At 57.3% G+C, this 25,784-nt stretch carries 22 protein-coding genes and 2 pseudogenes; 6 read left to right on the top strand and 18 right to left on the bottom strand.

Going from position 1 to position 25,784, the window contains the following annotated elements; genetic code table 11:
* Window positions 1-401: 401 nt before the first annotated feature.
* From JZX88_RS22855 to JZX88_RS22840, 4 genes are read right to left on the bottom strand one after another with little or no spacing between them, the layout of a single operon-like run.
* Entirely contained in the window at window positions 402-1,139 is a 738-nt protein-coding gene (locus tag JZX88_RS22855; RefSeq protein ID WP_246753532.1) for a transporter substrate-binding domain-containing protein, read from the bottom strand.
* A 23-nt stretch (window positions 1,140-1,162) separates the two neighbouring features.
* Entirely contained in the window at window positions 1,163-1,903 is a 741-nt protein-coding gene (locus JZX88_RS22850) for a hypothetical protein (RefSeq protein WP_206914836.1), read from the bottom strand.
* Window positions 1,904-1,943: 40 nt separating this feature from the next.
* The gene (locus tag JZX88_RS22845) at window positions 1,944-3,155 is read right to left on the bottom strand and encodes an NAD(P)/FAD-dependent oxidoreductase (protein WP_206914835.1); all 1,212 of its coding nucleotides are present in this window, start codon (window positions 3,153-3,155) and stop codon (window positions 1,944-1,946) included.
* Window positions 3,156-3,182: 27 nt separating this feature from the next.
* A complete protein-coding gene (locus JZX88_RS22840; RefSeq protein WP_173995455.1) occupies window positions 3,183-3,386 on the bottom strand; it encodes a rubredoxin in 204 nt (67 codons plus the stop codon).
* 117 nt (window positions 3,387-3,503) lie between these two features.
* Between JZX88_RS22840 and JZX88_RS22835 the strand changes: the two genes are divergently transcribed.
* Window positions 3,504-4,409 (top strand): LysR family transcriptional regulator, encoded by a 906-nt coding sequence (locus JZX88_RS22835; RefSeq protein WP_149895998.1) that lies wholly within the window; start codon window positions 3,504-3,506, stop codon window positions 4,407-4,409.
* A 14-nt stretch (window positions 4,410-4,423) separates the two neighbouring features.
* Here the strand turns inward: JZX88_RS22835 and JZX88_RS22830 are convergent, their stop codons facing one another.
* The 13 genes from JZX88_RS22830 to dctA all read right to left on the bottom strand — a co-directional run bounded on the left by JZX88_RS22830 (window position 4,424) and on the right by dctA (window position 19,685).
* Window positions 4,424-5,623, bottom strand: coding sequence for an MFS transporter (locus JZX88_RS22830; RefSeq protein WP_206914834.1), 1,200 nt, complete (start codon window positions 5,621-5,623; stop codon window positions 4,424-4,426).
* Between the two features lie 31 nt (window positions 5,624-5,654).
* Window positions 5,655-6,641, bottom strand: a complete 987-nt coding sequence (locus JZX88_RS22825; RefSeq protein WP_206914833.1) for a D-2-hydroxyacid dehydrogenase family protein — start codon at window positions 6,639-6,641, stop codon at window positions 5,655-5,657.
* A gap of 53 nt (window positions 6,642-6,694) precedes the next feature.
* Window positions 6,695-8,476, bottom strand: coding sequence for a peptide ABC transporter substrate-binding protein (locus JZX88_RS22820; RefSeq protein ID WP_246753540.1), 1,782 nt, complete (start codon window positions 8,474-8,476; stop codon window positions 6,695-6,697).
* Window positions 8,421-9,371 carry an ABC transporter permease gene (locus tag JZX88_RS22815; protein ID WP_206914832.1) on the bottom strand — a complete coding sequence of 317 codons (951 nt, stop codon included), beginning with the start codon at window positions 9,369-9,371 and terminating at the stop codon, window positions 8,421-8,423. The genes JZX88_RS22820 and JZX88_RS22815 overlap by 56 nt, the downstream gene beginning before the upstream one ends.
* A complete protein-coding gene (locus tag JZX88_RS22810; protein ID WP_103660241.1) occupies window positions 9,368-10,321 on the bottom strand; it encodes an ABC transporter permease in 954 nt (317 codons plus the stop codon). Before JZX88_RS22810 ends, JZX88_RS22815 begins: the two co-directional genes overlap by 4 nt.
* Window positions 10,322-10,325: 4 nt before the next feature.
* Window positions 10,326-11,270 (bottom strand): ABC transporter ATP-binding protein, encoded by a 945-nt coding sequence (locus tag JZX88_RS22805; RefSeq protein ID WP_206914831.1) that lies wholly within the window; start codon window positions 11,268-11,270, stop codon window positions 10,326-10,328.
* A complete protein-coding gene (locus JZX88_RS22800; protein ID WP_206914830.1) occupies window positions 11,267-12,280 on the bottom strand; it encodes an ABC transporter ATP-binding protein in 1,014 nt (337 codons plus the stop codon). The genes JZX88_RS22805 and JZX88_RS22800 overlap by 4 nt, the downstream gene beginning before the upstream one ends.
* A 104-nt stretch (window positions 12,281-12,384) precedes the next feature.
* On the bottom strand, window positions 12,385-13,782 hold the full coding sequence (locus JZX88_RS22795; protein ID WP_246753529.1) for a CapA family protein: 1,398 nt from the start codon (window positions 13,780-13,782) through the stop codon (window positions 12,385-12,387).
* A gap of 548 nt (window positions 13,783-14,330) precedes the next feature.
* Entirely contained in the window at window positions 14,331-15,281 is a 951-nt protein-coding gene (locus tag JZX88_RS22790; RefSeq protein WP_206914829.1) for a VOC family protein, read from the bottom strand.
* A gap of 190 nt (window positions 15,282-15,471) precedes the next feature.
* Window positions 15,472-16,467, bottom strand: coding sequence for a tripartite tricarboxylate transporter substrate binding protein (locus JZX88_RS22785; RefSeq protein ID WP_246753528.1), 996 nt, complete (start codon window positions 16,465-16,467; stop codon window positions 15,472-15,474).
* A gap of 117 nt (window positions 16,468-16,584) precedes the next feature.
* Window positions 16,585-17,649, bottom strand: coding sequence for a 4-oxalomesaconate tautomerase (locus tag JZX88_RS22780; RefSeq protein WP_206914827.1), 1,065 nt, complete (start codon window positions 17,647-17,649; stop codon window positions 16,585-16,587).
* Window positions 17,642-18,313 (bottom strand): 4-carboxy-4-hydroxy-2-oxoadipate aldolase/oxaloacetate decarboxylase, encoded by a 672-nt coding sequence (locus tag JZX88_RS22775; protein ID WP_206914826.1) that lies wholly within the window; start codon window positions 18,311-18,313, stop codon window positions 17,642-17,644. The genes JZX88_RS22780 and JZX88_RS22775 overlap by 8 nt, the downstream gene beginning before the upstream one ends.
* Window positions 18,314-18,353: 40 nt before the next feature.
* Complete coding sequence (gene dctA, locus JZX88_RS22770) at window positions 18,354-19,685, bottom strand: C4-dicarboxylate transporter DctA (protein ID WP_284183938.1); 1,332 nt, start codon at window positions 19,683-19,685, stop codon at window positions 18,354-18,356.
* A gap of 229 nt (window positions 19,686-19,914) precedes the next feature.
* Between dctA and JZX88_RS22765 the strand changes: the two genes are divergently transcribed.
* The 3 genes from JZX88_RS22765 to JZX88_RS22755 all read left to right on the top strand — a co-directional run bounded on the left by JZX88_RS22765 (window position 19,915) and on the right by JZX88_RS22755 (window position 23,259).
* Entirely contained in the window at window positions 19,915-21,204 is a 1,290-nt protein-coding gene (locus JZX88_RS22765; RefSeq protein WP_246753527.1) for a LysR family transcriptional regulator, read from the top strand.
* A gap of 145 nt (window positions 21,205-21,349) precedes the next feature.
* Window positions 21,350-22,372 carry an amidohydrolase family protein gene (locus JZX88_RS22760; RefSeq protein ID WP_206914825.1) on the top strand — a complete coding sequence of 341 codons (1,023 nt, stop codon included), beginning with the start codon at window positions 21,350-21,352 and terminating at the stop codon, window positions 22,370-22,372.
* Window positions 22,372-23,259 (top strand): amidohydrolase family protein, encoded by an 888-nt coding sequence (locus tag JZX88_RS22755; protein ID WP_206914824.1) that lies wholly within the window; start codon window positions 22,372-22,374, stop codon window positions 23,257-23,259. The genes JZX88_RS22760 and JZX88_RS22755 overlap by 1 nt, the downstream gene beginning before the upstream one ends.
* A gap of 22 nt (window positions 23,260-23,281) precedes the next feature.
* On the opposite strand, the pseudogene JZX88_RS26215 reads toward JZX88_RS22755, so the two are convergent.
* A pseudogene (locus JZX88_RS26215) lies at window positions 23,282-23,494 on the bottom strand (IS3 family transposase); the annotation flags it as partial.
* Window positions 23,495-23,671: 177 nt separating this feature from the next.
* Here JZX88_RS26215 and JZX88_RS22750 point away from each other — a divergent pair.
* Window positions 23,672-24,554 (top strand): annotated as a pseudogene (locus tag JZX88_RS22750) (IS110 family transposase).
* 354 nt (window positions 24,555-24,908) lie between these two features.
* The gene (locus JZX88_RS26465; RefSeq protein ID WP_371741236.1) at window positions 24,909-25,205 is read left to right on the top strand and encodes a nitrilase-related carbon-nitrogen hydrolase; all 297 of its coding nucleotides are present in this window, start codon (window positions 24,909-24,911) and stop codon (window positions 25,203-25,205) included.
* The last annotated feature ends 579 nt before the right edge of the window (window positions 25,206-25,784 follow it).

The following is a 25,784-nucleotide window of genomic DNA, read 5'->3' as shown; positions in this document are numbered from 1 at the left end:
TAGCTTCATTGGCATCAGATCTCTGACAATCAGATCTGACCGACTTTGGTCTCCGCGTTCACGGGGAGCAGTCCAGTAAGGAATCAATCATAAGGAGCATCGTCGCGCGCTGGCAAGTTTGCGTCAGGCAAATCAGTTATGCCCGCGCGGCATCGGATAGCCAGGGGATGCCATCCGGAAGAGTGCGGCTTCTTTTCTCTCGAGTACTCCAAGAACCATTCGACGGGTTCCCGAGCGGACAAAGGACAACGGACATGTAAGCTAAGGCATATCGATTGACCCGACCCGGATCGCGTCAATCGATGAGATATCAGCCTTGACGGGCCAGCATCTCTACAGTGTGCGCTGACGTTAAGCCCGCCCGGCTTTTGCGAAATGATAAGGTCGGGATGCGGACTGCCCTATCTAGGAACAATTACATCCGAATGCCCGCTTTCATCCAGCGCGCGCCGCACAAATCCCGACGCTTTTTTCTCACGCACGAAGGCCATGACATACTCTGCGGCCAGAGTATTGTTCACGCTGACTCCCACAGCTTGTGGAATGGCCATGAAGGGTTCAGTCATCACCTCATAATCAGGGCTATATGCAGCAACCTGATTCATGGCCTGACGAACACCGGCAAGGCCGTCCACTACCCCCTCTTTGAGCGCGGCAGTCGCCTCGGCGAAGCTGTCGAAACGAATGAGTTGCTTTGCCCAGCCATTGCGTGACAGGAAGAGCTCGTAGGCACTGCCCGCAACCGCACCGATCCGTAGCTGCAGTCGGTCGACGTCGTGGACGGCCCTCACCGATTTGGCGTGCTGCACGAGAAAGGCACCCTCGATCTGCACATAGGGTTCGCTATAGGCAATGTGCTTAGCCCGCTGCGCGTCGATTGCCAGGAAGCAGACGTCCCATTCGCCCGAACCGACGCTTTTTGAAACGGATCCGGCCTTGTCGTAATGGCGAAATGCAATCGGCGTGCCCAGAGTTTCCGCAAGCGCTCGGGCGAGATCGACCGATACACCGGTTGGTGTCTCATCCGTTTGGCCGCGCCGGACGAGCACCACGTTGCCGTGGTTCAAAGCGCAGTTGAGTGTCCCGGATGGCGTGAGTTCGGCGCGAACGGCATCCATGTCGAATTCTGGCAAAGCCATCTACGGTGTCCTCCTCCAGCCGTTCAGATGGATTTCATCCATTCGTCTTCGAGCGGGAACTGCGTAATCATCAATTCCAGTCCATCTTCGCCCGCCTGGACCTTCGCTGCCATATCGGCAGAGCACACGAAAATCAGAGAGTAAGGCTTATACGTCTGGTGTTCGTAGATCAGACTGCCGTTCAAGACGATGAGATACTGACCACCGCCCTCGGCCGGGTCAGGCGTATGCGTCATCATGCCTGGGCCGAGGCGCAGGACTTTGACGTTCATGCCCTCATCGCCTTCCTGCTCTTCAATTACTGTATCGATTGTCAATTCCGTCCGGTTTCGAAGCACTGGCTCGATTGACAGTGCAACTGCGCCCGACGTGCGATGGCGCCGTTTGGTGGGTCGCAGCTTGTCGCGCACGTTCGGGGTGCTGAGATAGACCAGTCCGGCATCCGTCTTGCTGCGCAGCGTCAGGTAGGACAGCCCCTGCGCGCTGGCGATCAGCGGACCGTAGCCTGTGTGGTGGTCGGCATAGTGAACCGTTACCAGATGCACGTCGTCGCGTCCGATCGTGCCACTGCCAGCGATAAATACCTGGAATTGGTCGACGATATGGAAATGCGAGTCGAGTTTCTGATGGGCATTGAGATCAAGCCGGAATGCCTGGGGGTCTGGTGCCGCGATGTCGGAGTTTTTTCCGAACATGTTGATCTTCCAGGATTGGCCGCGGCGGAACCTGCCCGGTTCCTTTTCCGTGTACGATGCAGCCTGCATGCGGGAAGTCCTCCTCTGACGATGGGTTTACGGTCTATGTTCAGTGATGGTGCGGTGGTGGAAATTCCACGTCCAGGGCAACCGCCAGCGCATCGCGGTCCATGCCGATCATGTCATGCAATTTGCCGAACTGCTGTGCGCAGTTGATCGTCTGCACGGCAATCAGGCGAGCGCCTTTGAATCCAAGGACAGAGAATGCGCCACTGACAGGTGCATTGAGAACCGCCTCCATATCGGAGCCATGTACGTCACCGGCCATCTGGATCTGGATCCCGGCCTGGTGCGACCAGTAGCGCGCAAGTCGCTTGACCGGCAATGGCGTGCCCGCAATGGAGGCGGCCACTACCTTGGCCTGATCCTGGCCGGGATTGACCGCCTCATTGCGAATGTGACGCTGGAGAATTGGATCGTACCAGGCCGAACAATCCCCGACCGCATAAATCGAAGGATCCGATGTTAGCCCCGTCTCTGAGCATAGGACCCCGCCATTTACCTTCAGTCCGGCGCGACCAGCAAGACTGTCGTGCGGTACCGCTCCGATTGCTGCCACGACCAGGTCGGCCGCGATCGTTTCACCGCCCTCGAGCGTCACTATATCGGCACCACGACGGCTGTCATGATGGAGAGCTGTCAGCGTCACACCGAACCTGACGCTGAGCCCCCTGGCTTCGTGCCGATCCAGCACGTAGTTGGCGATCGACTTGCTGACGGTTCGCTCCATCAGCCGGTTGCCTGCCTCGATAATGGTAGCGCGAAGCCCATTCTCAACAGCAATCGCGGCTATTTCCACCCCGATCAGTCCACCGCCGATGATCGCGATAGATCCGGCTTGGGAAAGACGGGCTTTCAATGCTTGAAGGTCATCATGAGTGCGCAAATAGTGTGCGATCCCATCTGGATCGATTGTCCGCGGCAGGCGGCGGGACTCTGCGCCACAGGCAAGGATCAGCCTATGATAAGGGTAACGTGTTCCGTCGGTAGAGAAGACGTATTTTTCCGCAGGGTGAATGCTCTCGACCATCACGCCCTGCTTCAGTTCGATGCGATTGGCGGCGTAGAAGCTCTCTGGGCGCAGAAGAGGCGGCGCGAAGTCCTGTTTTGTCAGCCCATCCTTGGAAAGAGGTGGTCGATGATAGGGCAACGCGCTTTCCTGGGTCACCAATGTGACGGCGTCTTCGCAACCAGCGACACGCAGCGCTGCTGCAGTAGCGACGCCTGAATGGGATGCGCCTAGGATCAATATGCCTGCCATAACGAGAACCACCGTATCCCTGTGTCGTCAACCAACGACGATCATGTCGAACTCGCTCTTGCGAGCACCGCATTCAGGACAGACCCAGTCGTCCGGGACGTCCTCCCATTTCGTCCCTGGAGCTACGCCGCCGTCGGGATCGCCAAGTGCCTCGTCGTAGACATAGGCACACAAAATACACTGCCAAATTTTAAAATCGCCCCGTTGCGAAAGGTCATCTGTAACCGACACCGCATCTCCTCCAGAATTGACGTGATGATAGAAACTATTACGGGATGCTTGATATCGCTAGACGTTCTGGATAACTATCAGACATATCATTTCGGCATATCTGGCGGAGGCAGCGGCGTGGATATTCGGCAGCTCAGTTATTTCGTACGTGTCGCGGAACTTGGCAGCTTCAGCCGGGCCTCTGCGTTTTTACACGTCGCCCAACCCGCGCTGAGCAGACAGGTCCAGAACCTGGAAACGGAGCTCAAGGAAAGGCTGCTGATCCGCAATGGACGCGGTGTTGAACTTACCGAAGCCGGCGAGCGTCTTCTGGACAATGCTCGCGGCATTCTGCGACAGATCGAGCGTACCTATGAAGATATCGAAAACTCCCGGACCGGAAAGTCCGGCAAGGTGGCGATTGGGTTGCCCGCCACGATTTCGACTGCGATCGCGACGGCCTTGATTCGCAAGCTTCGGGACGAGTTGTCCGACGCACAGGTGATGCTTGTCCACGGCCGATCTAACCAGTTGCAGGAATGGATCCTATCGGGCCGACTAGACATGGCGATCATGTATGACGCCCCCTCGTCTGCCATGCTGGAGATCCATGATCTGGTGGACGAAAATCTTTTTCTAATTGGCCGCGAGGGTGCTTTCAATGACACCGATCCCGTCATGCTGGAATCGCTTGCTTCACTCCCGATGGTGATCGCCTGCCGGCCGAACAGCACCAGGGTGCTACTCGATTCTGAGCTAGCGCGGATGGGACAGAAGCTCAATATCGTCTTTGAACTCGATCCTCTCGACACGATGTTCGACCTCGCCAGGGACGGATATGGCTTCACTGTCGCATCTAAACGCACTCTCGCATCGAAGGGCCCTGATGCGGGACACGGTCTGGCCCTGCGCAAGATCATCGGCCCCGAGCTTATTCTTTCCGTCCAGCTTGTACTGCCGTCGCGCCGGCTTTCCAACAAATTGCACGAGGCGGCATTTCGGATATTGCGAGATTTGAGCCTTCGTCTGCTGCAAGAATCATGAGTGTAAAGGCTTCATCACTTTGAACTGCCCGAGGAAAGCCCGATCAGCCCCACGATGACGATCATGACTGTTGCACTGGCGAGGACCGGCATGGTCAAGCCAAAGACATCCGAAGCAAAGCCAAGGATCATAGCACCCAATGAAGGACTTGCCCGGAAAATCAGGCCGTGAATGCTCAGCGCTCGGCCTCGCAACCCGGCTGGTGCTGCTAGTTGTATGTAGGTCTGTGTCGCCACAAGGCTGACCGAGCTTAGATAACCCATTGCCATGGCAAAGAGCGCCATGAGCCATAAGGAATGGCTGAGAGCAAAGGCGATCGCTGTAAGGGCAGCGAACAGCCATGCCATCGTGACCTGGATCGGCAGTTTCGAAGGGACAATATATGAATTCATGGTCAGACCGGCAGTGACCGACCCGAATGCCATGGACGATGTCAACACGGCGAGGCCGGTTGCCGCCGGAGCGGAAACGCCGGCGGCAAATGCCGGAAGCATTTCCGCAATCGCGCGAACGAATATTCCTCCTGCGAGAAGCAAGAGTAAAATCCGGCGCATGCCGCTATTGGAAGCAACATATCGGAAGCCCTCAACGATCTCGACCAGAAAATTTCCAGCTGGCTGGTGCCTAACGCCCGCTGTAGGCGCTTTTATTCGGTGCAAGACCAGAACAAAGACGATGGTGGCGATGGCATTCAGAACAAACACCCAGACGACATCAAACTGTACAATAAGAAGGCCGGCCAAGGCCGGGCCGATTAGTCGGGCGAGATTGACGTTCATCGAATTGATGGCGACAGCTCTCGGGACGTCGTCCCGACTGACCAGCTCCTGGACGATCGTCATGCGTGCCGGTTGTCCAAGGGCAATGATGCAGCCCTGAAACAGGATCGCTCCGATCAGGCTCCACAGAGACAAAAGATCGAAATAAATGAGCGCAGCCACAAGTGTCGCGATCACCGCGAGGATGAACTGGCAAAGTTGGTTCAGTTTGAGAACATTCCACCTGTCGGCTGCAGCTCCGCCGAGCGGTCCAACAACGATCGTCGGCAGAAGATCAGCTGTAGCTAGCACTCCCAGCCATGCCGCTGACTGCGTCATATCCCAAACAACCAGGCTGCAGGCAATCCGTTGCATCCAGGTTCCGACAAGCGAAATGCAGTTGCCGGCGGTATAGACCGCAAACTGCCCCCGCGACAGTAGCCGTATCAGCGACATGTGCGAACTTTTATCGACATTTCAGGATTGTTCACGCCGCGGTCTCCGGCTTGACCATGTTGACCACGCGGTCGGGCTTGCCGTCGAGAAAACATCCGATCAGCCGGATCGCATCGCCGTAATAGGTTCCCAGCATTTCGCGGGTGAAATAGCCAAGATGCGGCGTGATCACCACATTGGGAAGATTTCGGAACGGATGGTCGATCGGTAACGGCTCGTTTTCGAAGACATCGAGTCCAGCACCGGCGATTGCACCGGACGCCAGGACATCGATGAGCGCTTGCTCGTCGATGATTGCACCGCGCGCCGTGTTGATGAGATAGGCGGATTTCTTCATCATCCGCAATTCGTTCGGGCCAACGATACGGTGGGTACGCTCGCTCAATGCCAAATGTACCGTGATGATGTCGGAGGTTGCGAACAACTCTTCCTTGGTCACGCGCCGCGCGCCGCACGCAGTCGCCTGCTCGTCAGTCATGTTCTGGCTCCAGGCCACGAGATCCATGCCAAACACCTTGCCGATTTCCGCAACGCGGCGGCCAAGCCCGCCGAGCCCGAGGATGCCGAGCGTCTTCCCGCCGATCGTCGTGCCTGCCTGATGCTGCCATCCGCCATCTCGCATCATCCGATCTTCGGAAGCGATATGCCGCGTGGCCGCCAGAATAAGACCCCAGGTGAGTTCTGCAACACCCCCGGCACCGGCGCCTACGACGGGGGTATTGGAAACGGGAATGCCACGCGCAGCCGCCGCTGCAACATCCACCGTGTCATATCTCTTTCCGGTCACCACGATATATTTGAGGCGCGGCAAGCAAGTGATAAGGTCCGCCGGGATCGGCATTCTCTCTCTCAGAGTGCAGATCACATCGAAGTCCGCAAGCGCTCGTGCGGCCTCGTCCGGAACGGCGAGCGGTCTGTCGAACACCACAACATTGGCACGGAAGGTCAACGATGTCCAATCGGCGACCTGCTGCGAAACACCGATATAATCGTCAAGGATGGCTATATTCATCCGCATAGAAAGTCCCTGCTTTATGTGTTGCTCGACAGACAAGCTCTCAGGTGCCAGCGTTATTTCCGCTCCCATTCTTCAGCCCAGATCTGCAGCGGGTCGAGCGTGCCCTGCCGGAAATTGACGAGATCCGGAACGGCAACATAGGCACGTGGGTAAAAGTAGAGCGGTAGCATCGGCAGATCTTCGGCGAAGATCTTCTGGACCTCGGCCCATCCATCCTTCGTCGCCTGGGGATCAAGCGCGACTTCAAGTTGGGAAATGGCCTTGTCCATCTCCGGGCTGGCATAGGCAGAGAAGTTGTTGCCGACGAAGTTGTTTTCAGGCTTGGGCACGGTGTCGGAGCCGAGCGCGATACGCGGGGAGACGGAGGGCGAAAAGTCGATCGAAGACATGATCAGCGCCTTGAACTTGCGCTTTCTCGCCATATCGCCATTGAATTCCTGCAGTGGAACGAAGTTGGGCTTTATCTCGATGCAGACCTCCTTCATCTGGCTCTGCAGGACCTGGGCGATCTGTTCACGCGTCTGGTTTCCTGCCGTCGAAACCAGTTCCAAGGATAGCCGCTCGCCCTTGTCGTTGACGCAGATGCCACCGGCCCCGGGCTTCCATCCCGCCTCCGCCAAAAGGGCTTTCGCCTTCTCCGCGTCGTATTTATAAACGGTCATGTCCTTGTTGTAATAAACGTTCTGATCACTCAAAATGCCATTGGCCACGGGTTGCAGGCCGCCGAAAAGTTCGTCGCTGATGGCCTGGCGGTCAATCGCATATAGCAGAGCCTGGCGAACGGCCTTGATCTTGAGGATTGGATTTTCGAAGTTGACGGCGATGCGCTCGACGTTTGTCCCGTAGTCCAGATGGTAATTGAACTTGGTCGGCTGCTGTGTCCTCAAATCGAGCATTTGCGAAAAGCTAATACCGCCGGGGCTGACAGGAACCGCATCGACGGAACCAGCCAGCAGGTTCTGCAAGAGTGAGGAAGAGTTGTCGCGATAACTCAAAACGATGCGCTGCAGATGCGGCTTTGAACCGACCCAATGCGGATTTGGAGTGAAGACGATGCGGGTGCCTATCTGATAGTCGCTCAACAGGTAGGAGCCATTCCAAAGGCCCGGATTGGTCGGCTGAGTGTTGTAAAGAGACTGCTTCACGTAGCTTTCGAGTGTCGGATTGGCGGCGTAGACCGGCCCTTCGAGATGCTCGGGAATGACCTGGTCCCAGGAGTTGTAGCTTGACAGGATTTGCGGCAGCGTCAGGATCACGGTGCTTTCGTCGACAACATCCACTGCCGAGGCGCGGTCCCAGGAATTATAATTCGAAAAGCCGATCTTCGGGTCGCGAGCCATTTTCCAGGTGAATACGATATCCTTTGACGTCACCGGTTGGCCATCTCCCCAGGCCAGCCCCTTCTTCAGTTTCAGAGTCACCTTCATGCCCTTGTTGCCATCGGGCAAATCAACGATCTTTGCGAGCCCATTTTCGATGGTTGGCAACGTCTCGCAAAGAATGCATTGATTGACGACATCCTGATCGAACGCGGTCATCGGCCGAAGCGAATAGGTGACAACCAGCCTTTTGGTGTTGTTGACCTGGATCAACGGGTGGAAATTAGTCAGAAACTGGAGCTGCCCAACGACAAGCTGGCTCTTGTTTGCCTGCGCTGATGCGCTCGAAGTGCCGGCAACCGCTATCGCCACCCCGGTCAGCGCAGCCTTTGCAAATCTCTTGATGGTTGATCTCACAGACGTCATCGTGTTCTCCTCCCTAGATTTCTGTTTTAAACGTTTAATGCCCCGACGAACCGGAATCAGCCCGTGGATCGAAGGCCGACCGAACGCCATCTCCGACAAAATTGACCGCCATCACGGTGGCGAAGATCAACAGACCGGGATAGACGGCGAGCATTGGCGCGGAAATTATCAACTGTTGAGCATTGGTCAGCATGTTGCCCCAGGTGGGCGTCGGCGGAATGATACCGAAACCAAGGAAGCTGAGCGTCGATTCAAACAGGATGATACGTCCGACCGAAAGCGTCATCGCAACGATCAACGGCGTGGCGATGTTGGGCAGCACATGGACGAAGACGTTGTAGCGACCCTTGGCACCGCTGACGCTCGCCGCCCTGACATAGTCGACATCCCGCAGGCCGATCGCTCCAGCCCGACCTATCCTGGCGATGGTGGTCCAGTCTACCAGGGCGATAATGATGACAATCCGTAGGAAGACCGCAGTTGGCGAGGTCGCGGCATCCGGGCTGAGGCCGAGCTTGGTGAGATCAACCGCGCCAAGCACGATCAGAACGGGGATCAGCGGAAGCGCTATGATGCAGTCTGTCATCCGCATCAGGATATTGTCGAACTGACCACCGATATAGCCGGCAGTGACGCCGATCGCGATGCCGATGGCTGCGGTGATGAGCGTAGCCAGCAGCCCGACCGCGATCGACACCTGTCCACCATACAGCAGACGGAGCAGCACATCGCGTCCAATTTCGTCAGTTCCAAGCCAGTGCTGGACTGACGGTGGTTTGAAGCGCCTCAGCAGATTGGTCGCGTTCGCATCAATGCCACTGAAATATTCGATCGGGCCGGCCATTGCGCAGGCAATTGTCAGGACGAGCAGGAAAACAAGTGAAATCATCGCCAGCTTGTTGTGCCGAAAACGATCCCAGCGCATGCTCCAGACGGAGTTCTTCTCGGCCTTCAGCGGCCGGCTTTCAATGGTAACAGTACTCATGTCAGCGAAATCCTCGGATCGAGCCAGGCATAGGCAAGGTCGGCAAGCAAGCTCGACACTAGCGTGACGATGGTTGCCAGAAGAAGGCCGACGAGAGCCAGGTTGAAATCGATATTGCTAATCGAGTCGTAAATGACCTTGCCCATTCCGAGCATGCCGAAGATGGTCTCGACCACGAGCGCTCCTGAAAAAAGGGAGCCAAAGCCAAGGGCCAGCACTGTCACCATAGGAATGAGTGCGTTGCGTAGAGCATGGCGCATGACGACCGTGGTTTCCGATAGTCCCTTTGCCCGTGCCGTGCGGACAAAGTCCGAGTTCAGCGTCTCGATCATCGACGCGCGCACATATCGAACGAGCGGTCCTACGTGGAAGAAGGTAAGCACCGTGACCGGCAGGATCAGGTGATAGAGCTGCTCGGCAAGCGAAGCATCACCCAGCAGCGGCGTGCCGCTTGCCGGCAACCAGCCGAGCTTGACGGAAAACACGATGATCAGGATCAAAGATGTCCAGAAGCCCGGCAGCGAAATGCTAGCAAAGGCAAACAGGCTGACGAGGCTGTCGGTCCAGCCACCGGGCTTGCGCGCAGCGATCGCACCCAGCAGCATCGCCAGAGGAATGCTGATCAGTTCCGTCAGGATCAACAGCTTTGCCGTCTGGATGACGGCTGGGCCCAGGACATCCATCACAGGACGGAAATAAACGCTCGAATAGCCCAGATCACCGTGAAGGGCCGAAACCAGCCAGTGGCCGTAACGCGTCCAGATCGGTTGATCGACGCCGTAAAGCGCGCGCATCTGGGCCATGGATTCCGGTGTCAGCGAGGGGTTGCCCTCCAGCATGTTTTCGACCGGATCGCCCGGCATCAGGCCGATCAGCATGAAGAGAAGCAGCGACATCACCAAAATGACGAGGACCGCTTGGAGAAGACGCGATATCGTATATCTCAACATCGGTTCAATCCTTGAAGTGGCAGGCGGAGAGTTGCTTGGGTCGACCGGGTGCCGGCGAAAGCAGCGGTTTTTCCGTTCGGCAGATATCCTGAGCCTTGGGACAGCGTGTATGGAAGACGCAGCCCGATGGCGGCGCTAGCGGAGACGGCATTTCACCCTTGAGAAGCTGCTCGCGCTTTCGCCTGCCCCTGCCGATCCGCGGCACGGCAGCAAGCAAAGCTTGTGTGTAAGGATGACTGGGGGTCTCGAAGAGATCATCTCGACTTGCGATTTCCATCACACGGCCCAGATAGAGAACCGCCACCCGGTCGGCAAGATGGCGAACGACGCCAAGATCGTGGCTGATGAAAAGATAGCTGATGCCGTGCTGCTGCTTTATGTCGTCGAGCAGGTTGAGGACCTGGCTCTGGATGGAAACGTCCAGCGCCGAGAGCGGTTCGTCGGCGACGATCATCTCGGGTTCCGCGATCAGGGCACGCGCAATGGCGATGCGCTGGCGCTGGCCGCCGGAGAACTGATGCGGATACCGACGGGCCGCTTCCGGCGGCAAGCCTACCTGCCCGAGAACTTCAATGGCGCGGGCGCTACGCGTTGCCGCAGGGACGCCCGCCAGCCTCAATGGCTCCGCGACGATATCTTCGACCATCATCCGTGGATCAAGTGCCGAGAACGGGTCTTGAAAGATGACCTGAACCGGCGGCCTGCCGTCTGGCGTTGGCCTGCTGCTGTTGAAGGTCACCGACCCGGCAGTCTGCTTTCGCAGTCCCGCCACGACGAACCCAAGCGTGCTCTTGCCGCTGCCGCTTTCGCCGACCAGTGCCAAGGTTTCGCCCTTTGCAACGGTCAGAGAGACGTCGTTAACCGCCTGCAGCCACAGTTTGGGCTTCATAAAGCCGCCGCCTAGTGGAATGTCGACATTGATGCGATCGAGCGTGAGAAGGTTGGTCATGGATTTGCCTTGTGACATGCAACGCGATGGCCGGGAATGACGTCAAGAAGCGCTGGCTCAACCGCGCGACAGTGATCGTCGGCAAGTGGACAGCGCCTGGCAAAGCGACATCCCGGGATGGCTTCCGAGGTGACCCGCCCGGGAATGACATAAAGGCGCTTGACCGGTCTGTCCGGATCGGGAAGGGTCGCGATCAGTCCCTGGGTATAGGGATGAAGTGGATTTTCAAACAGTGCCTGGGAGGGTGCGTGTTCCACGGCCTTTCCCGCATACATCACCATGATCGCGTGGGCGACCTCCGAGACCACCGCGAGATTGTGGCTGATGAACTGGATCGACATCCTTGCCTCGTCCTGAAGCGTCAGCATCAGGTCGAGGATCTGCGCCTGGATGGTGACGTCCAACGCGGTCGTCGGTTCATCAGCAATAAGAAGGTCGGGTTTACACGCCAGCGCCATGGCGATCATGGCGCGTTGCCGCATCCCGCCGGACAACTGATGCGGATAATCCTCTGCCCTGCGCGCCGGCGACGGAATACCCACCTGATCCAGAAGGTCTACGGCGCGGCTGGCAGCTTCCTTGCTGGAAATATTCTCATGCTTGACCAGGACTTCGCTAATCTGGCGGCCTACCGACATCACCGGGTTCATCGCCGTCATCGGCTCCTGGAAGATCATCGCAATGCGCCGGCCGCGCAGTCTCTGCCATTGCTTCTGGCTGAAGGCCGCGAGGTTTTGGCCATCAAAACCGATCGTACCACCGACCTTGCCATTTCCAGCAATGAGCCCAAGCAATGCCAGCGATGTCATCGTCTTGCCGCAACCGCTTTCGCCGACGATCCCAAGTGTCTCGCCCCTGGCGATGGAATAGTCGAGGCCCCTGACGATCTGGGTGGTACCGGCACCATTCGGGAAGCTGACGGTAAGATCGCGAACGTCGAGCAATGCGCGCGAGCCGACCGTCGCCTGCGAAAAGCTCGCATCAAAATCCGATTGGATCGCTTGTTGCATTCTTTACCTCCCTACGTGTCCATGGCCGTTGTTCATCCGGCCAATCTGGTCGTGCTTGTCGAATTGCGGCGGCATCCTCCTCCGCCGCAATTCGGTCTTTCTGTCTACAGCTCGATCACACCGACACCGTCCCGGATGACAATCGTCGTTCCAAACGGCTCGGACAGACGGCGATAGCGATCAAGAATTCGGACAGCGTCATCTCCCTTTGCCAGGATCGGACGACCTTCCGTGTTGTGATGTTCGCCGTTTCCGGTGCGGCGGGTCTGCTTAACGTCAGGTGTCGTATCGCGGCCCATTTCGACCGGATGCAACAGGATGCGTTTCAGCTTTTCGTCCTGCATTTCGAGTTGGATTATCGCCGAGCTCCACCATGTATCGACCGGAATATCGAGGCCCGGATGCAGTGGATAAGCGGCTGGCGTCAGTGTCTGCAGGCGGTCGACATCGTGTCCCCATGCATCGTAGCTGTCATAGGGCACGCGCTGGATGAATTCCGACTGTGCGAAGAAATTGCCGACACCGTAGAAAATCGGCTTGCCATTGTAGATTTCAATGCCGAGCGTCCGGTGCCAGCCATGGCCGACGTAAATGTCGGCACCACCATCGATGACAGCCCGAGCGAACTCTTTCACAAAACCTGGCGGAGTATCGCCACGCGGACCGTCGGAAACGCTGAAATGATGCGCGACGATGACCAGATCGGCCATTTCCCTCGCTTCATGGACAGAGCGCAGATTGCGCTCGAGATCGCGCTTGTGACAACGGCTGATGATTTCGCAGTGGTCGCCGACAAAGAACGATTCCGGATCGCCCCATTGCTGTGCACCCGGGATCTGTATCCCGAAGGAGCCCTCCCGGCCGTGCTTTGGCTTTTTGGCAATATTGAGCTTATCGCCAAAGGCCTTGAGTTGATCGGCCGTCTCCTGGTCGAGCATGAACTCGAACGTGAGACGCTGCGGATTGACGCCAGGCCGGCCACGAAGTGCGCCTTTGGAATGACCCGCCCACATGAAATGCTGGTTGCCGGAGCTGGTCGAGACAAGCGCGACACGTCCGTTTTTCTTCTCGACATATCCGGGTTCGCTGGCAAGTTCGAGATCGGCACCCGTGCCTGCGGTAACGATGCCGGCCGCCTTCATGTGCTTTTTCGTGGCGAATAGACCTTCTGCACCGAAATCAAAACTGTGATTGTGTGCCGTCGACATGATGTCGAAGCCAGCCCACTTCAGGTCCTTGGCGATTTCAGGGTCGGACATCATGAAGCTGCCGATGCCCTGTCCGCGTGCAGGCCATTTCAATTCATCATATTCGGCAAAATTCATTTCGAGGTGACCATAAGTCACGTCGGCGTCTTTCAGCAATTCCCAGACCTTTTGAAACTCCGGTTCGTCATGCATGCTGAACGGCCTGCTCACCATGACTTCCCCGGCCAGACTAACTTTCCAATTCCGAGATGATACCATAATAACCTCCTGCACGTGCTGCCGCCTCGCCACCATTGTGCGACCCGTGCATCGCTGCATTCTTGATTGCCTAAACCTGGAAACTCCCTTGCGACCGCTCTCCTTAGATCGCCCAGCAACCATATCAGCACTCTAAGATATCACCAGTTTCGTAATGCGCCTTTCAGAAATGCCGTTTTGGCATATCTTCGTGACGTTGCCGCAATTGCGCGACCCAGGCACTCCGATCACGCAACGGCCGTGAGCGCCCGGATCCTCTCACCGAAACAATTTCAACGCGCGGCATCTCGTTGATCGCAAAATCTAAGCTGCGTGTTTGAGGGCTATTCCTGCCACCCCCTGGGCCTTCCGATATTTCCGGGTATACAGCCTCGTGGGGGCGGTTCAGATTGTGAGTCACCCACCGAGATCTATCGCTCCTGGCGGCTATGCCCGATGGCGCGGTAAATCTACCGGTAAGGCGTTGGGGACTTGCTTTCCCGACGACATTTCATAAATCTCAGACGCGCCTTCGCGCTGCAGCACCTTTTTGCGTCGAGTGCGCCCCAATATCATGTTGCCGCCAACCGAAATCATGCGTCTTACTAAACGGCTGGTGGCGTGCCGTGCGTATGGAATGTCTCGATTGTTTTCAGGCCCCATGCCTGGCCTTTCTTGCGCTCCGTTTCTGTCCAGACAACCGGTTCCCAGTCGGGGGCGAGGATCAAGCGGGCACCGGAATTGGCGAGTTCGACGCGGTTTCCAGCCGGCTCCCAGACATACAGGAAGAATGTACCCTGAATGGCATGCTTGTGTGGCCCGGTTTCGATATGGACCCCGTTTTCCAGAAAGATATCCGCTGCCCTTAGAATATCCTCGCGCGTATCCGTCGCGTAGGTAACATGATGCAGCCGACCATCGCCGCGTCCGTGCTCCTCGGTGCAGGCAAGATCGTAGGTCTTGTTGTTGATGGTGAACCAGCAGCCGCCAAGCCGACCGTTGTCGAGCTGGATCATTTCTGTCACACGCGAGCCCAGGCATGTTTCCATGAAACGGCGGAATTCCGTAACGTCACTTGCCAACAGGTTGAGGTGATCGAGCCGGCGTGGATGGCATCCGCGACCGTGGAACCGTTGCGCCAAATTTTTCAGTCTGGGTTTTTCCGTCACCGGGGGTTGGTAGCGTACCGTATCAAAGTAGATTTCGAAGACATGCCCGAACGGGTCCGCGAAGCGGAAGGCTTTGCCGTGGCCGCGATCACCATCGACCCAACCGATCACCGGGTACCCGCTTGCTTCGATCACTTTGACCCTCCGGGCCAGCGCCTCCGGAGATGAGGTCCGGTAGGCGATGTGACCGACACCGGTTGTGGTGTGCCGGGTGAGTTTTAACGTGTGAAATTCATAGTCATCCCACGCCCGCAGATAGGCTGAGTTTTCGTCCCTGTTGGTCAGGGTTAGACCATAGACGTTGATGAAGAAATCGAGACTGTCTTCGAACCTGTCCGAATACATCTCGACATGCGCCAGATGCGCTATGTCAAAGCATGGTTCCATGTTTCTTTCCATCCGATCACTTGTCCCTTCACACTGTTCCCGGTCACTGGACCGGGAACAGCAGGCAGCTTTCGCTCTAACCCATAAGGCTGTCTAAGAGCGACACATCGCGCTCGTAGGCGCTCGAACCCCAAACATGTTCATGCTGGCAACGCGCATGCAAACGACTTACCACCAACCACGCGTGTTCTTACTGCTTTGGGATGTTGGCCGTCTCGATTACGGCTCCCCACTTGGCGATGTCATCAGCCAGACGTTTGCCGATCTCTTGCGGGGTGCTCGACCGCGCCTCAACACCAAGTTCGGCAAAACGCTTTCGCACCGTCTCATCCGAAAGCACTTCGATCAGCGCGGCGTTCAGCGCCGATACAATGTCTGGCGGGGTTCCTTGCGGGGCAAAAATTGCGTTCCACGATGTGACGTCGAAGCCGCTCACACCCAATTCCGTTGCGGTCGGCACATCTACGGTAAGAATGGACCGCTGCGGCCCAGACGATGCGATCGCAATGGCCTGGTTTTGCTGCAAGGCAGACTTGAGTGCAGTCTGGCTGTCGATGATCATATCGAGCTCACCGCCGAGAAGTGCGACCTGCAGATCTGGCGTCGCCTTGTACGGGACAATGGTGAAATCAACGCCTGTCACTGACTTGAACAGTTCAGCTGCCAGATTCTGGCTGCTCCCCGTATTGATCGTTCCGACGTTCAGTGCACCCGGCTCAGCCTTGGCGGCATCAAGCACATCTTCAAGCGTTTTGAACTTGCTGTCGGCCTTAGTGACAAAGACAAAATCGAAATAGGCAAGGCTCGAAACCGGTACAAACTCTGCAACCGGATCAAACGGCAGTTTCTTGAACAGCGGAACGCTTATTGCCGTGCCATTCGAAAACAGTGCCAGAGTGTAGCCATCTGGCTCGGCATTGAGAACGGCTCGGGCAGCCGTCGCACCTGATGCACCAGGTTGGTTAAGAATGATGATCTGTTGGCCGAGCTTTTTGCCCAGCGCATTTGCGACGATACGCGCGGTGATGTCCGCGATGCCGCCCGGGCCGAAGGGCAGGACCAAAGTGATATCACGGCTGGGGTAGTTCTCTGCCGCCGCTGTGCGCGTAAGGGAGGATCCGAGGGCCGAACCGACCATCGTCATGATTATAACGTACCGGCAAATCCATCCTGTCAAACTGCTCATGTCTACTCCTCCCATTTATCTTGTCCCACATGGCGGGCGTCTCAAAGATCGTTATCATCTTAGTTGCAGCATCACCCAAAGCTCCTCCTCGAGGGGACGCCACAACACCATTCCGCCTCAGCTGGCAGGTGCGGGAAACACCAATCCTTCGAATAGCTTACGTGCGGTCCGCACAGTGCCAGCCGCTTGGATTTTCCCATCCTGTCCAGCATCAAGGAACACCTCCATGGCACCGGTCGGATGCTCAATCAGATATCGTCCGTCTGACGGCTGCGTCGCGAGATCCGCCGCCGGACTATTCGCGAGACGTGTCGCCGTGGCTACTGTCACTGCAGCCAGCACGCCAACGGATGCGTGGACACGATGGGGTATGAAGCTGCGTGTGGAAATCGCACCGCCATTCTGTGCCGCAGAAACCAGTGTCATCTTGGGGACAGAGGCTGTCGTCACGTCACCTAGGTTCATCATCGGGCCGGCCTTCAATCGGATGGCTTCGATACGCGACTTAATCGCTTCATTTGCCTCGATTTCCTCGCGCTTTTCTGAACCGCTCAGGCCAAAATCTGCCGCCCGCATCACGACGCAGGGCATGCCATTATCGATCAATGTCGCGGGGATCTCGTCGATGACATCGACCTCGTTTCCGGTCGGCAAGAGAGCGCCGCACATTGACCCAGCTATGTTTTCGAACAGAAGCGGGACAGCCGCGTGTCGCCCGGGCACACCGGCGATCTCGGTATTGCCGGCATAAGTGACGCGTCCGTCTGGCGTCGCGACCTTGGCAACGGCCACTTCACCCGTATTCACCATATGGATCCTGACCTGCGTGAGGCCGTTCTCCGCCGCCACCAGACCGCGCTCGATCGCTGCTGGACCGACCCCGGCGAGGATGTTGCCGCATCCTTGTGCGTCACTGACCAGCGCCTGATCGACGAAGACCTGCAGAAACAGATAATTGACATCGGCATCCGCGCGGCTGGAGGGCGAGAGGATGGCGACCTTGGACGTCAAGGGGTCGGCCCCGCCGATACCGTCAATCTGGCGCGGATTCGGCGAGCCCATGATGCGGAGCAAAAGCGCATCGCGTTCAGGCGGATCGACGGGCAGGTGCTCGGCCAGAAAATACGCCCCTTTAGACGTGCCGCCGCGCATCCAAAGGCAGGGTATACCGTCCTCATACATAGCGCAGACCTTTCTTCTCCAGGGTCGGGCGCATGTCATAGATATCCAGACCCAACTCGCCTGCGGCAAGACGGCTACGCTTGGCCTCTTCATTGGCAAGGCGCTTTTCGGCCGCCGCAAGGACGTCCGCGGCTTCCGTGCGTTTGACGACGCAGACGCCGTCGTCATCGGCAATGATAATATCGCCCGCCTCGATATGGGCACCGGCGCAAACAATCGGCACATTGACTGAACCAACAGTCTCCTTAACCGTACCTTGTGCAGAGATCGCCTTCGACCATACCGGAAAGCCCATGGCGGTCAGGTCGCGGATATCACGCACACCCGCGTCGATCACAAGCCCTTTGCAGCCGCGTGCTACCGCCGACGTTGCCAAAAGGTCTCCAAAATAGCCGTTGTCACAAGGTGAGGTCGGTGCGAGGACGAGGATGTCGCCGTTCTTAAGCTGTTCGATTGCCACGTGAAGCATCCAGTTGTCGCCAGGCGGGGACGAGATTGTCACTGCCGAACCTGCAATTTGCGCGCCCGCGTAGATTGGACGCATGTAGCTGGCGAGCATCCCCTTGCGCCCCTGCGCCTCGTGAACGGTCGCCACACCAGCAGTGGCGAGCCGGTCGAGGATGTCGGCTGCAACCCGTTCGATATTTTGAACAACTATACCCATGTCTCTGTTTTCCTTTGTGTAAAAGCTTTCGGATCCGGTCTTAGGCTACGCCGTGCGCGCGTCTCAAACGCGCATTTCCGACGGTTTCCGCCAACATCCGCTCGTTGAGTTTGCCTTCCCATTTGGCAATGACAATCGAAGCGAGCGCGTTGCCGATCAGGTTCACGAAGGTTAAGCCTTCGGCCAGAATGCGATGGATACCAAGGATCAGCGCGATGCTGGCAACAGGGATAGCACCCGTTGTGCTCAAAGTGGCCGCGAGAACGACAAAAGCCGCACCTGCAACACCTGCCGCTCCCTTGGATGTCAAAAGAAGCACGCCGATCAGGCTAAGCTCGTGCCAGATGGTCAAAGGCGTGTTTGTTGCCTGGGCGAGAAAAACGGCGACCGTCGTCAAATAGAGGCATGTGCCATCGAGATTGAAGGAGTAGCCCGCAGGGACCACGAAGCCTACGACAGATTCCTCGCAGCCCACCTTGCCCATCTTTTGAATGAGCCGTGGCAGGACGGTCTCGGTTGACGTCGTGGCGGCAACTATAATGATCTCGTCCCACAGATAGCTGAATAGTCGCAACAGGCTGACGCCACACCAGTGGGCAATCCCGCCGAAAACAATCGCTGTGAACAGGGCACAGATGACAAAAAACTCGATAATCAAAGAACCCAAAGACCACAGCGATGACGTCCCGAACTGGCCGATGGTGAACGCGATTGCCCCGAACGCGCCAAGCGGCGCGAAATACATGATGTAACCGATGATCTTGAAAAAGCCCTGCGAGGCACTCTCGATCACATGAAAGACCGGCTTGCCGCGCTCGCCGATCGACGCCAGTGCGATCCCGAAAAGAACCGAGATGAACAGAACCTGGAGGACGTGTCCCTGGGTAAAGGCACTGACGAAGCTATCAGGAATGATGCCCATGAAGTACGCGGTCATCGACTGGTCGTGAGCCGTCGCTACGTAGGATTTGATCGACGATGCATCCAGTGTCGCCGGATCGATGTTCATGCCTGCTCCGGGCTTCCAGAGATTGACGGCGACAAGCCCGAAAACCAACGCGATCGTCGTGACGACCTCGAAATAGATAATCGACTTGAGCGCAACGCGCCCGACACTTTTCATGTCGTTCATGCCGGCAATGCCATGAACAACCGTAACGAAGATGATCGGTCCTATCATCATGCGGATCATCTTGATAAAGGCATCGCCAAATGGCTTCATCGCAATGGCGATGCCCGGTGCGAAATGTCCCAGAAGAATGCCAAGTATGGTTCCGGCGAGCACCTGGAACCAGAGCTGCCCGAAAATTCCAAATGTGCTGCGGGCACTCGCCTTAGTTGGCGAGGGATTAGTTGCGCTTGAATAAGCCACGTGTTGGTCTCCTCCCTGAATCACGTATGCGGACGGTGCGGTCGTTCGGAAGCGAGACCTTGAAATCCCACCCCGGTCCGAACAGCAGCACGTCAGGAGAAATCGATCCGACCCACACGTTTCGAAACCGCGGACGAGCCACGGCAAAGGCGCAGTCAGTCAGATTTTCGGAACACTTCCTCCTCGTCCTCCTTGCGAAATTAAGCGGCGAGCCGCTGGAAAAAGCAAAATGGAATTGCGCACCTTCCATAAGTTCTGGTTAAGTCTGGCAATGTACACGCATCGTGAAATCAATCTCCGCCACTTCGAGGCGGTCGCCATTGCCGGGCGGACCGGCAGCATCAGCAATGCTGCGCTTGCGATGAACCTGTCGCAGCCGGCCGTCACGCAGGCTGTGGCAAAGGTCGAAGCGCAGGTTGGCTGCAATCTTCTCGAGCGTCAGCCCGGCGGAGTGGTCATGACCGCAGCGGGCGCGTTGATGACGGAACGTATCGAAAGAGCGCTTGCCTATATCGTCAAGGGTGGCCAAGGCGTTCGGCGTTCTGCCCGTTTGTCGGCGATGCCGAATATCGAGCGCCGCATTACTCTCAGCCAACTGAGAGCGCTGACGGCCGTCGAGCAGGCCGGAAGTTTCGCACTTGCGTCGAAGGTGACCGGTTTATCAGAACCAGCCCTCCATCGCTCGGCCCGAGAGCTTGAGCAACTTTTGGGAATATTGCTTCTTACACGCCATGGACGCACGGTTCAGCCGACCCCTGCTGCGGCCCATCTTCTGCGTTTCGCGCGATTAGCCTTTGCGGAATTGGAGGCCGGCTTCGACGAACTGGCGGCATTGAAGCTGGAGGGTGCCGGGCGCATCACCATCGGAACGTTGCCAATGGCGCAGGCAATCCTGCTGCCGAGGGCGCTTGCCAGGTTCTCCAGCGCTTATCCGGCTGCGAAAATCACCGTGCTTGAGGGGCCCTATCCTGACCTGCTGACAAATCTGCGCACTGGCCAGATGGATGTCCTGATTGGTGCAATCCGCGAGCCAGCGCCCTCCAAGGATGTCGTTCAGGAGGAATTGTTTGATGATGATCTGGTAATTGTTGCACGGGCTGACCACCCGCTGACCATGGAGCACGATTTCGACTATGAACGGTTGAGGGATTTCCCATGGATCATCGCGGCCAGCAAGGCCCCCATGCGGGTGCGTTGGGATGAAATGTTTTCCGGGCGCGGCATAGATCCGCCTGGGATGCGCATCGAGAGCAATTCGGTCACGATCAGCAGAGGTTTGATGCTCAGCGATGACTGGCTGACCTTGATGTCGCGCGATCAGTTCATCCTTGAGCGTCGAGCCGGACTGTTGGTCGAAGTGCCGAGTGCCTTTTCGTCTCAGCGAAAAATCGGGCTGACGGTTCGTGACGATTGGCGGCCGACACGCCTCCAGGCCGCGTTCGTGGCAGAATTCCGACGGGCATGCAGCGACTGGACTTCAGAAAAACTAATGGCGCGAAACTCGTTCCGATATGCCTAGCGGCGACCGAACGCGTATAAAGCGTTTACGACGAGGGAGGAGAACCGCTCGCCAAGCTTGGCCGCGTCTGGGCCCTCCGTTGATCATTGACGCTGCCGAAGCCGACGCTTGCGGTTGATTGGAAATGTTGGAGGACCACAACGCCATGATTATTGACTGCCACGGCCATTACACCACCGCGCCTGCCTCCCACACTAGGTGGCGGGGCCAGCAGGAAGACGCCATCGCGAATGGCGGTGATATCGATCCCGCCTATCCCGAGATCTCGGATGACGAGATCCGCGAAACGATCGAAGCCAACCAGTTGCGGCTGTTGCGCGAACGGGGTGCGGACATGACGATCTTCTCACCCCGAGCCTCAGCGATGGCACCGCACGTTGGAGATCAATCGGCGGCCAAGGTTTGGGCACGACGATCCAACGATCTCATTAAACGTGTAGTTGATCTCTATCCTGAGACATTTGTCGGCGTTTGCCAGTTGCCTCAGACACCGGGCATTTCGATATCCACGTCAATCGACGAGCTTGAGCGTTGCGTTTCCGAACTGGGATTTATTGGCTGCAACCTGAACCCTGATCCCTCCGGCGGTCGTTTCGATTCGCCACCTTTAACGGATAAAGACTGGTATCCCTTTTTTGAGAAAATGGTCGAACTCGACGTCCCGGCCATGATCCATGTGTCGGGAAGCTGCAACTGCGCCATGCATGCCACGGGCGCTTATTATCTTGCCGCTGACACGATCGCTTTCATGCAGTTCCTCGAAGGCGATCTTTTCAAGGATTTTCCCGATCTGCGTTTCATCATTCCACATGGAGGCGGCGCAGTTCCCTATCACTGGGGCCGTTTTCGCGGTCTTGCAGACATGCTAAAGCGACCACCGCTGGGTCAACATGTCATGAAGAACGTGTTCTTTGATACCTGCGTTTATCACCAGCCCGGAATTGATCTGCTATTCGAAGTCATCGACATCGATAACATCCTGTTCGGCTCCGAAATGGTCGGTGCTGTCCGTGGTATCGATCCGCAGACTGGGCATTATTTCGATGACACCAAACGTTACGTCGATGCTTTGGAGATTTCGGAGACGGACAAGCGAAAGGTATTCGAGCTCAATGCCCGCCGAGTTTATCCGCGACTTGACGCTCAGCTTAAGGCAAGGGGATTGTAATGGCCGAATTTAAGATGGACCCGAACTGGATGTGCTTTGATCCCAATCCAAGCAAACCCACCTATTGCCCACCTGCCGGCGCCGTCGATGCGCATTGCCATGTGTTCGGACCTGGCGACAAATTTCCTTACGCTCCTGAGCGGAAATACACCCCTTGTGACGCGGGTAAGGACAAGCTGTTCGCCCTGCGGGACTATCTTGGCTTTGAACGCAATGTCATAGTCCAGGCAACCTGCCATGGCGCTGACAACCGTGCACTGGTCGATGCCCTTCGCTCTTCGAACGGTAGGGCACGCGGGGTTGCGACCGTTCGCGACACTGTGTCTGACGAGGAGCTGAACGAGTTGCATGAGGCTGGTGTGCGCGGTGTGCGCTTCAATTTTGTGCGCCGGCTCGTCGATCCGAAACCTGACGCCTACTACCACGCCATTATTGACAAGATCGCACCGCTCGGATGGCACATTGTTATCTATTTCGAAGCGGCGGATCTGGATGAGCGGTGGGACTTTTTCACGTCGCTGCCGACGACCGTTGTGGTGGATCACATGGGCCGGCCGGACGTCACCAAGGCCGTTGACGGACCGGAATTCGGACGCTTCATCAAATTTATGGCGGAACACGATAATGTCGTCAGCAAGGTTAGTTGCCCAGAGCGTCTGTCAGAAGTCGGAGCGCCGAATTACGACGATGTAGTCCCCTTCGCTCGTACTTTGGTGGAACGCTTTCCCGATCGCGTCCTTTGGGGCACAGATTGGCCGCACCCAAATATGACAAACCACATGCCGAATGACGGCCATCTAGTCGATATCATTCCCCGTATCGCGCCCACGGAGATTCTCCAGCATAAACTTCTCATCGAGAATCCGATGCGGATCTACTGGACCTAAATGATCTCGGTCTTGGACAGCCTCAAAATTCGTAGATACCCTCAGTTAGATTTTCGCTGCTTCTCGACTCGACGGGTGACAGCAATCGTCCCTAACTTGTTTGCGTTTCAGGTTGTAGAATATTTCGATGTAGTCGAACACGTCCTGGCGAGCTTCATCGCGTGAACAGTAGATCTGGGACGCAATCGCTCTCGCTTCAGAGGATTGAAAACCGCTCTGCCACCGCATTGTCATGGTCAGACGCGCAACTGGTTTGCGCAGGTCTCGCGTTTGCAGAGAAGTCGTCTGCAGCTTTCGATTGGCAGTGTGTTGATTGACACTGAGAACTTATGGAGTGGATGCCCCCTCCCGACGGCATCGCAATGTGCTAGAGTGATGTTCGCCAGAACGTCACTTAGGGGAGAGAGCATCCATGAAGGAAGTTAGCATCGTCGGCCTGGACCTTGCAAAGCGGGTGTTGCAGGTTCATGCCGCAGAAATTGATGGAAGTGTGGTCTTGCGCAGAAAGCTGTCTCGCGGCCAAGTGGTCCTTCTTTACGGAACTGCCCAAATGCATTGTCGCGATGGAAACCTGTGCCACAGCGTACTATTGGGCGCGTGAGATCGGTAAACTTGGCCACGATGTTTGCTTGATCCCGCCGGCTTACGTGAAGCCGTTTGTCAAACGGCAGAAGAATGATGCGGCCGACGCAGAAGCGGTCGTTGAAGCAACGACCCGGCCGTCGATGCGGTTCGTCGCTCCGAAGACTGAATCCCAGCAGGCCTGCTCCATGCTCTTCCGGACGCGGGACCTCTTCGTCCGTCAGCGAACGCAGCTTATCAATGCCCTTCGAGCACATGTGGCCGAGCATGGTGTCCTTGCACCTCATGGCATCGCGAATCTGGCCCGGTTGGCGGAAATTATTGAAGATCATGAGGCCGGCTCGACGTCATCGTTGTAGAGACGGGGCGAGGCTTTGGCGGCCACAACGGCGACCTTCCGCAGGGGGCGGGACTTTGCGGCCTGGCTCGGCTTGGTGCCAAAGCAGCACTCGAGCGGAGGAAAGCAGGTTCTCGGCAGAACATCGAAGATGGGACAACGCGACATCCGCCGGCTTCTCATCATTGGCGCGATGACCGTCATTCGATGAGCATGCCGGAAAGCTCCACCAGAGAACTCGTGGCCGGCACGAATGCTGGCTTGCAAACCTTGCATGCTCGTCGCGATCGCCCTCGCCAACAAGATGGCTCGATCCGTCTGGGCAATGATGAGCAAGAACGAAGATTACAAGGATTCCGTTCTGCCTGCAGTGTAGGCAAGTGCTGAGTTAAGGTCAGGACGGATCGTCGGCGTGTGAGGAGGTCAGCGAACGGTAAGGACAAAGATCGGTGAGAGTGGGTCTGAGAATGCATCCGGGTTCGTGAGCCACTAGCTCGTAGAGCTGATTTTGCACCAGGTCCGCGTAGCTCCATACCGGCCAGCGGTTGTACTCGAGCCGCAAAACAGGCCTGATACATGACCGCAGCCGATCACACGTTCAACACCATTCGATGAACTGCTTGCATGAACGGGGGCATCCGTACATGACCCGGCGTTGGTCCTCCTCCTTCCAGTCGCGATGCTCTTCCCGTTGCTCCGGACGCTGTCACCCTCTCGCCTGGTCGCCGGCATGGTGTCGGCCGGATATTTCCTTGCCGCCTCGCGCGGCCTGCCGCGGGTCGTCGCGAACTTCTACAGCGCCGATCTCTGGCCCGGCCTCCTGCTCTGGCTGGCGGCCTCGGCCTACTTCGTCGGTATCCATGCGGCACTTTGGCCAGGGCTATCGGAAGAGGCGCTTCCGAAAAGGGGAGGGGTGTTGCGGTATCTGGCAGCGGCGCTGCTTACGGGGTTGCCGCCCTTCGGCATCACCGGCTGGGCGCATCCGTTGACGGCGGCGGACGTGCTGTTTTCGGAATGGGGATGGTGAGGATTGATCGCAGCCGCAGCCGAACTCCTCGCCATGACGACGAGGCTCTGGCTGGTTTCAGTCATCGCCCTGGCAGGATTCTGGCTCGGGTCCGCCGCCACGTGGACGCATCCCTTGTTACAGGAAGGATGGGAGGGCATCGACCTTGAACATGGACAGATCCTTGGACGGGACGGTTCGCTCGACCATCACCGTGACCTGATCGCAACGTTGCGCGCGGCGGTGGGTGAGGGGACCCGTTTCGTGGTTCTTCCCGAAAGCTCAGTCGGCTTCTGGACGCCGAGCCTCGCACGGCCTGGCAGCAGGGCTTGCGAGGTTCGAACGTCACCGCGCTCGCAGGCACAGCGCTGATCGATGCCGGCGGTTACGATAACGTCATGGTGCCGATTTCGGCATGAGAGAAGCCCAAAACACCGCGACAGGTTGACCAGATGGACGGCTGCGCACGACGCAACAGGCGGATCAACGGACTGGTAGCGACTCTTTCATCGATGCACATCGGCCATCCGGATGCGTCTAGTATACTGCGGTGCGGGATCTGGTGCGACTGTGATTCAGGGAATGACAGGCGTGAAATGT

The organism is Agrobacterium sp. OT33 (genome assembly GCF_017313365.1).
Classification (GTDB): Bacteria; Pseudomonadota; Alphaproteobacteria; order Rhizobiales; family Rhizobiaceae; genus Agrobacterium; species Agrobacterium rhizogenes_A.
Note: the sequence above shows the minus strand (reverse complement) of the source record. Positions and strands in the feature narration are given on the sequence as shown.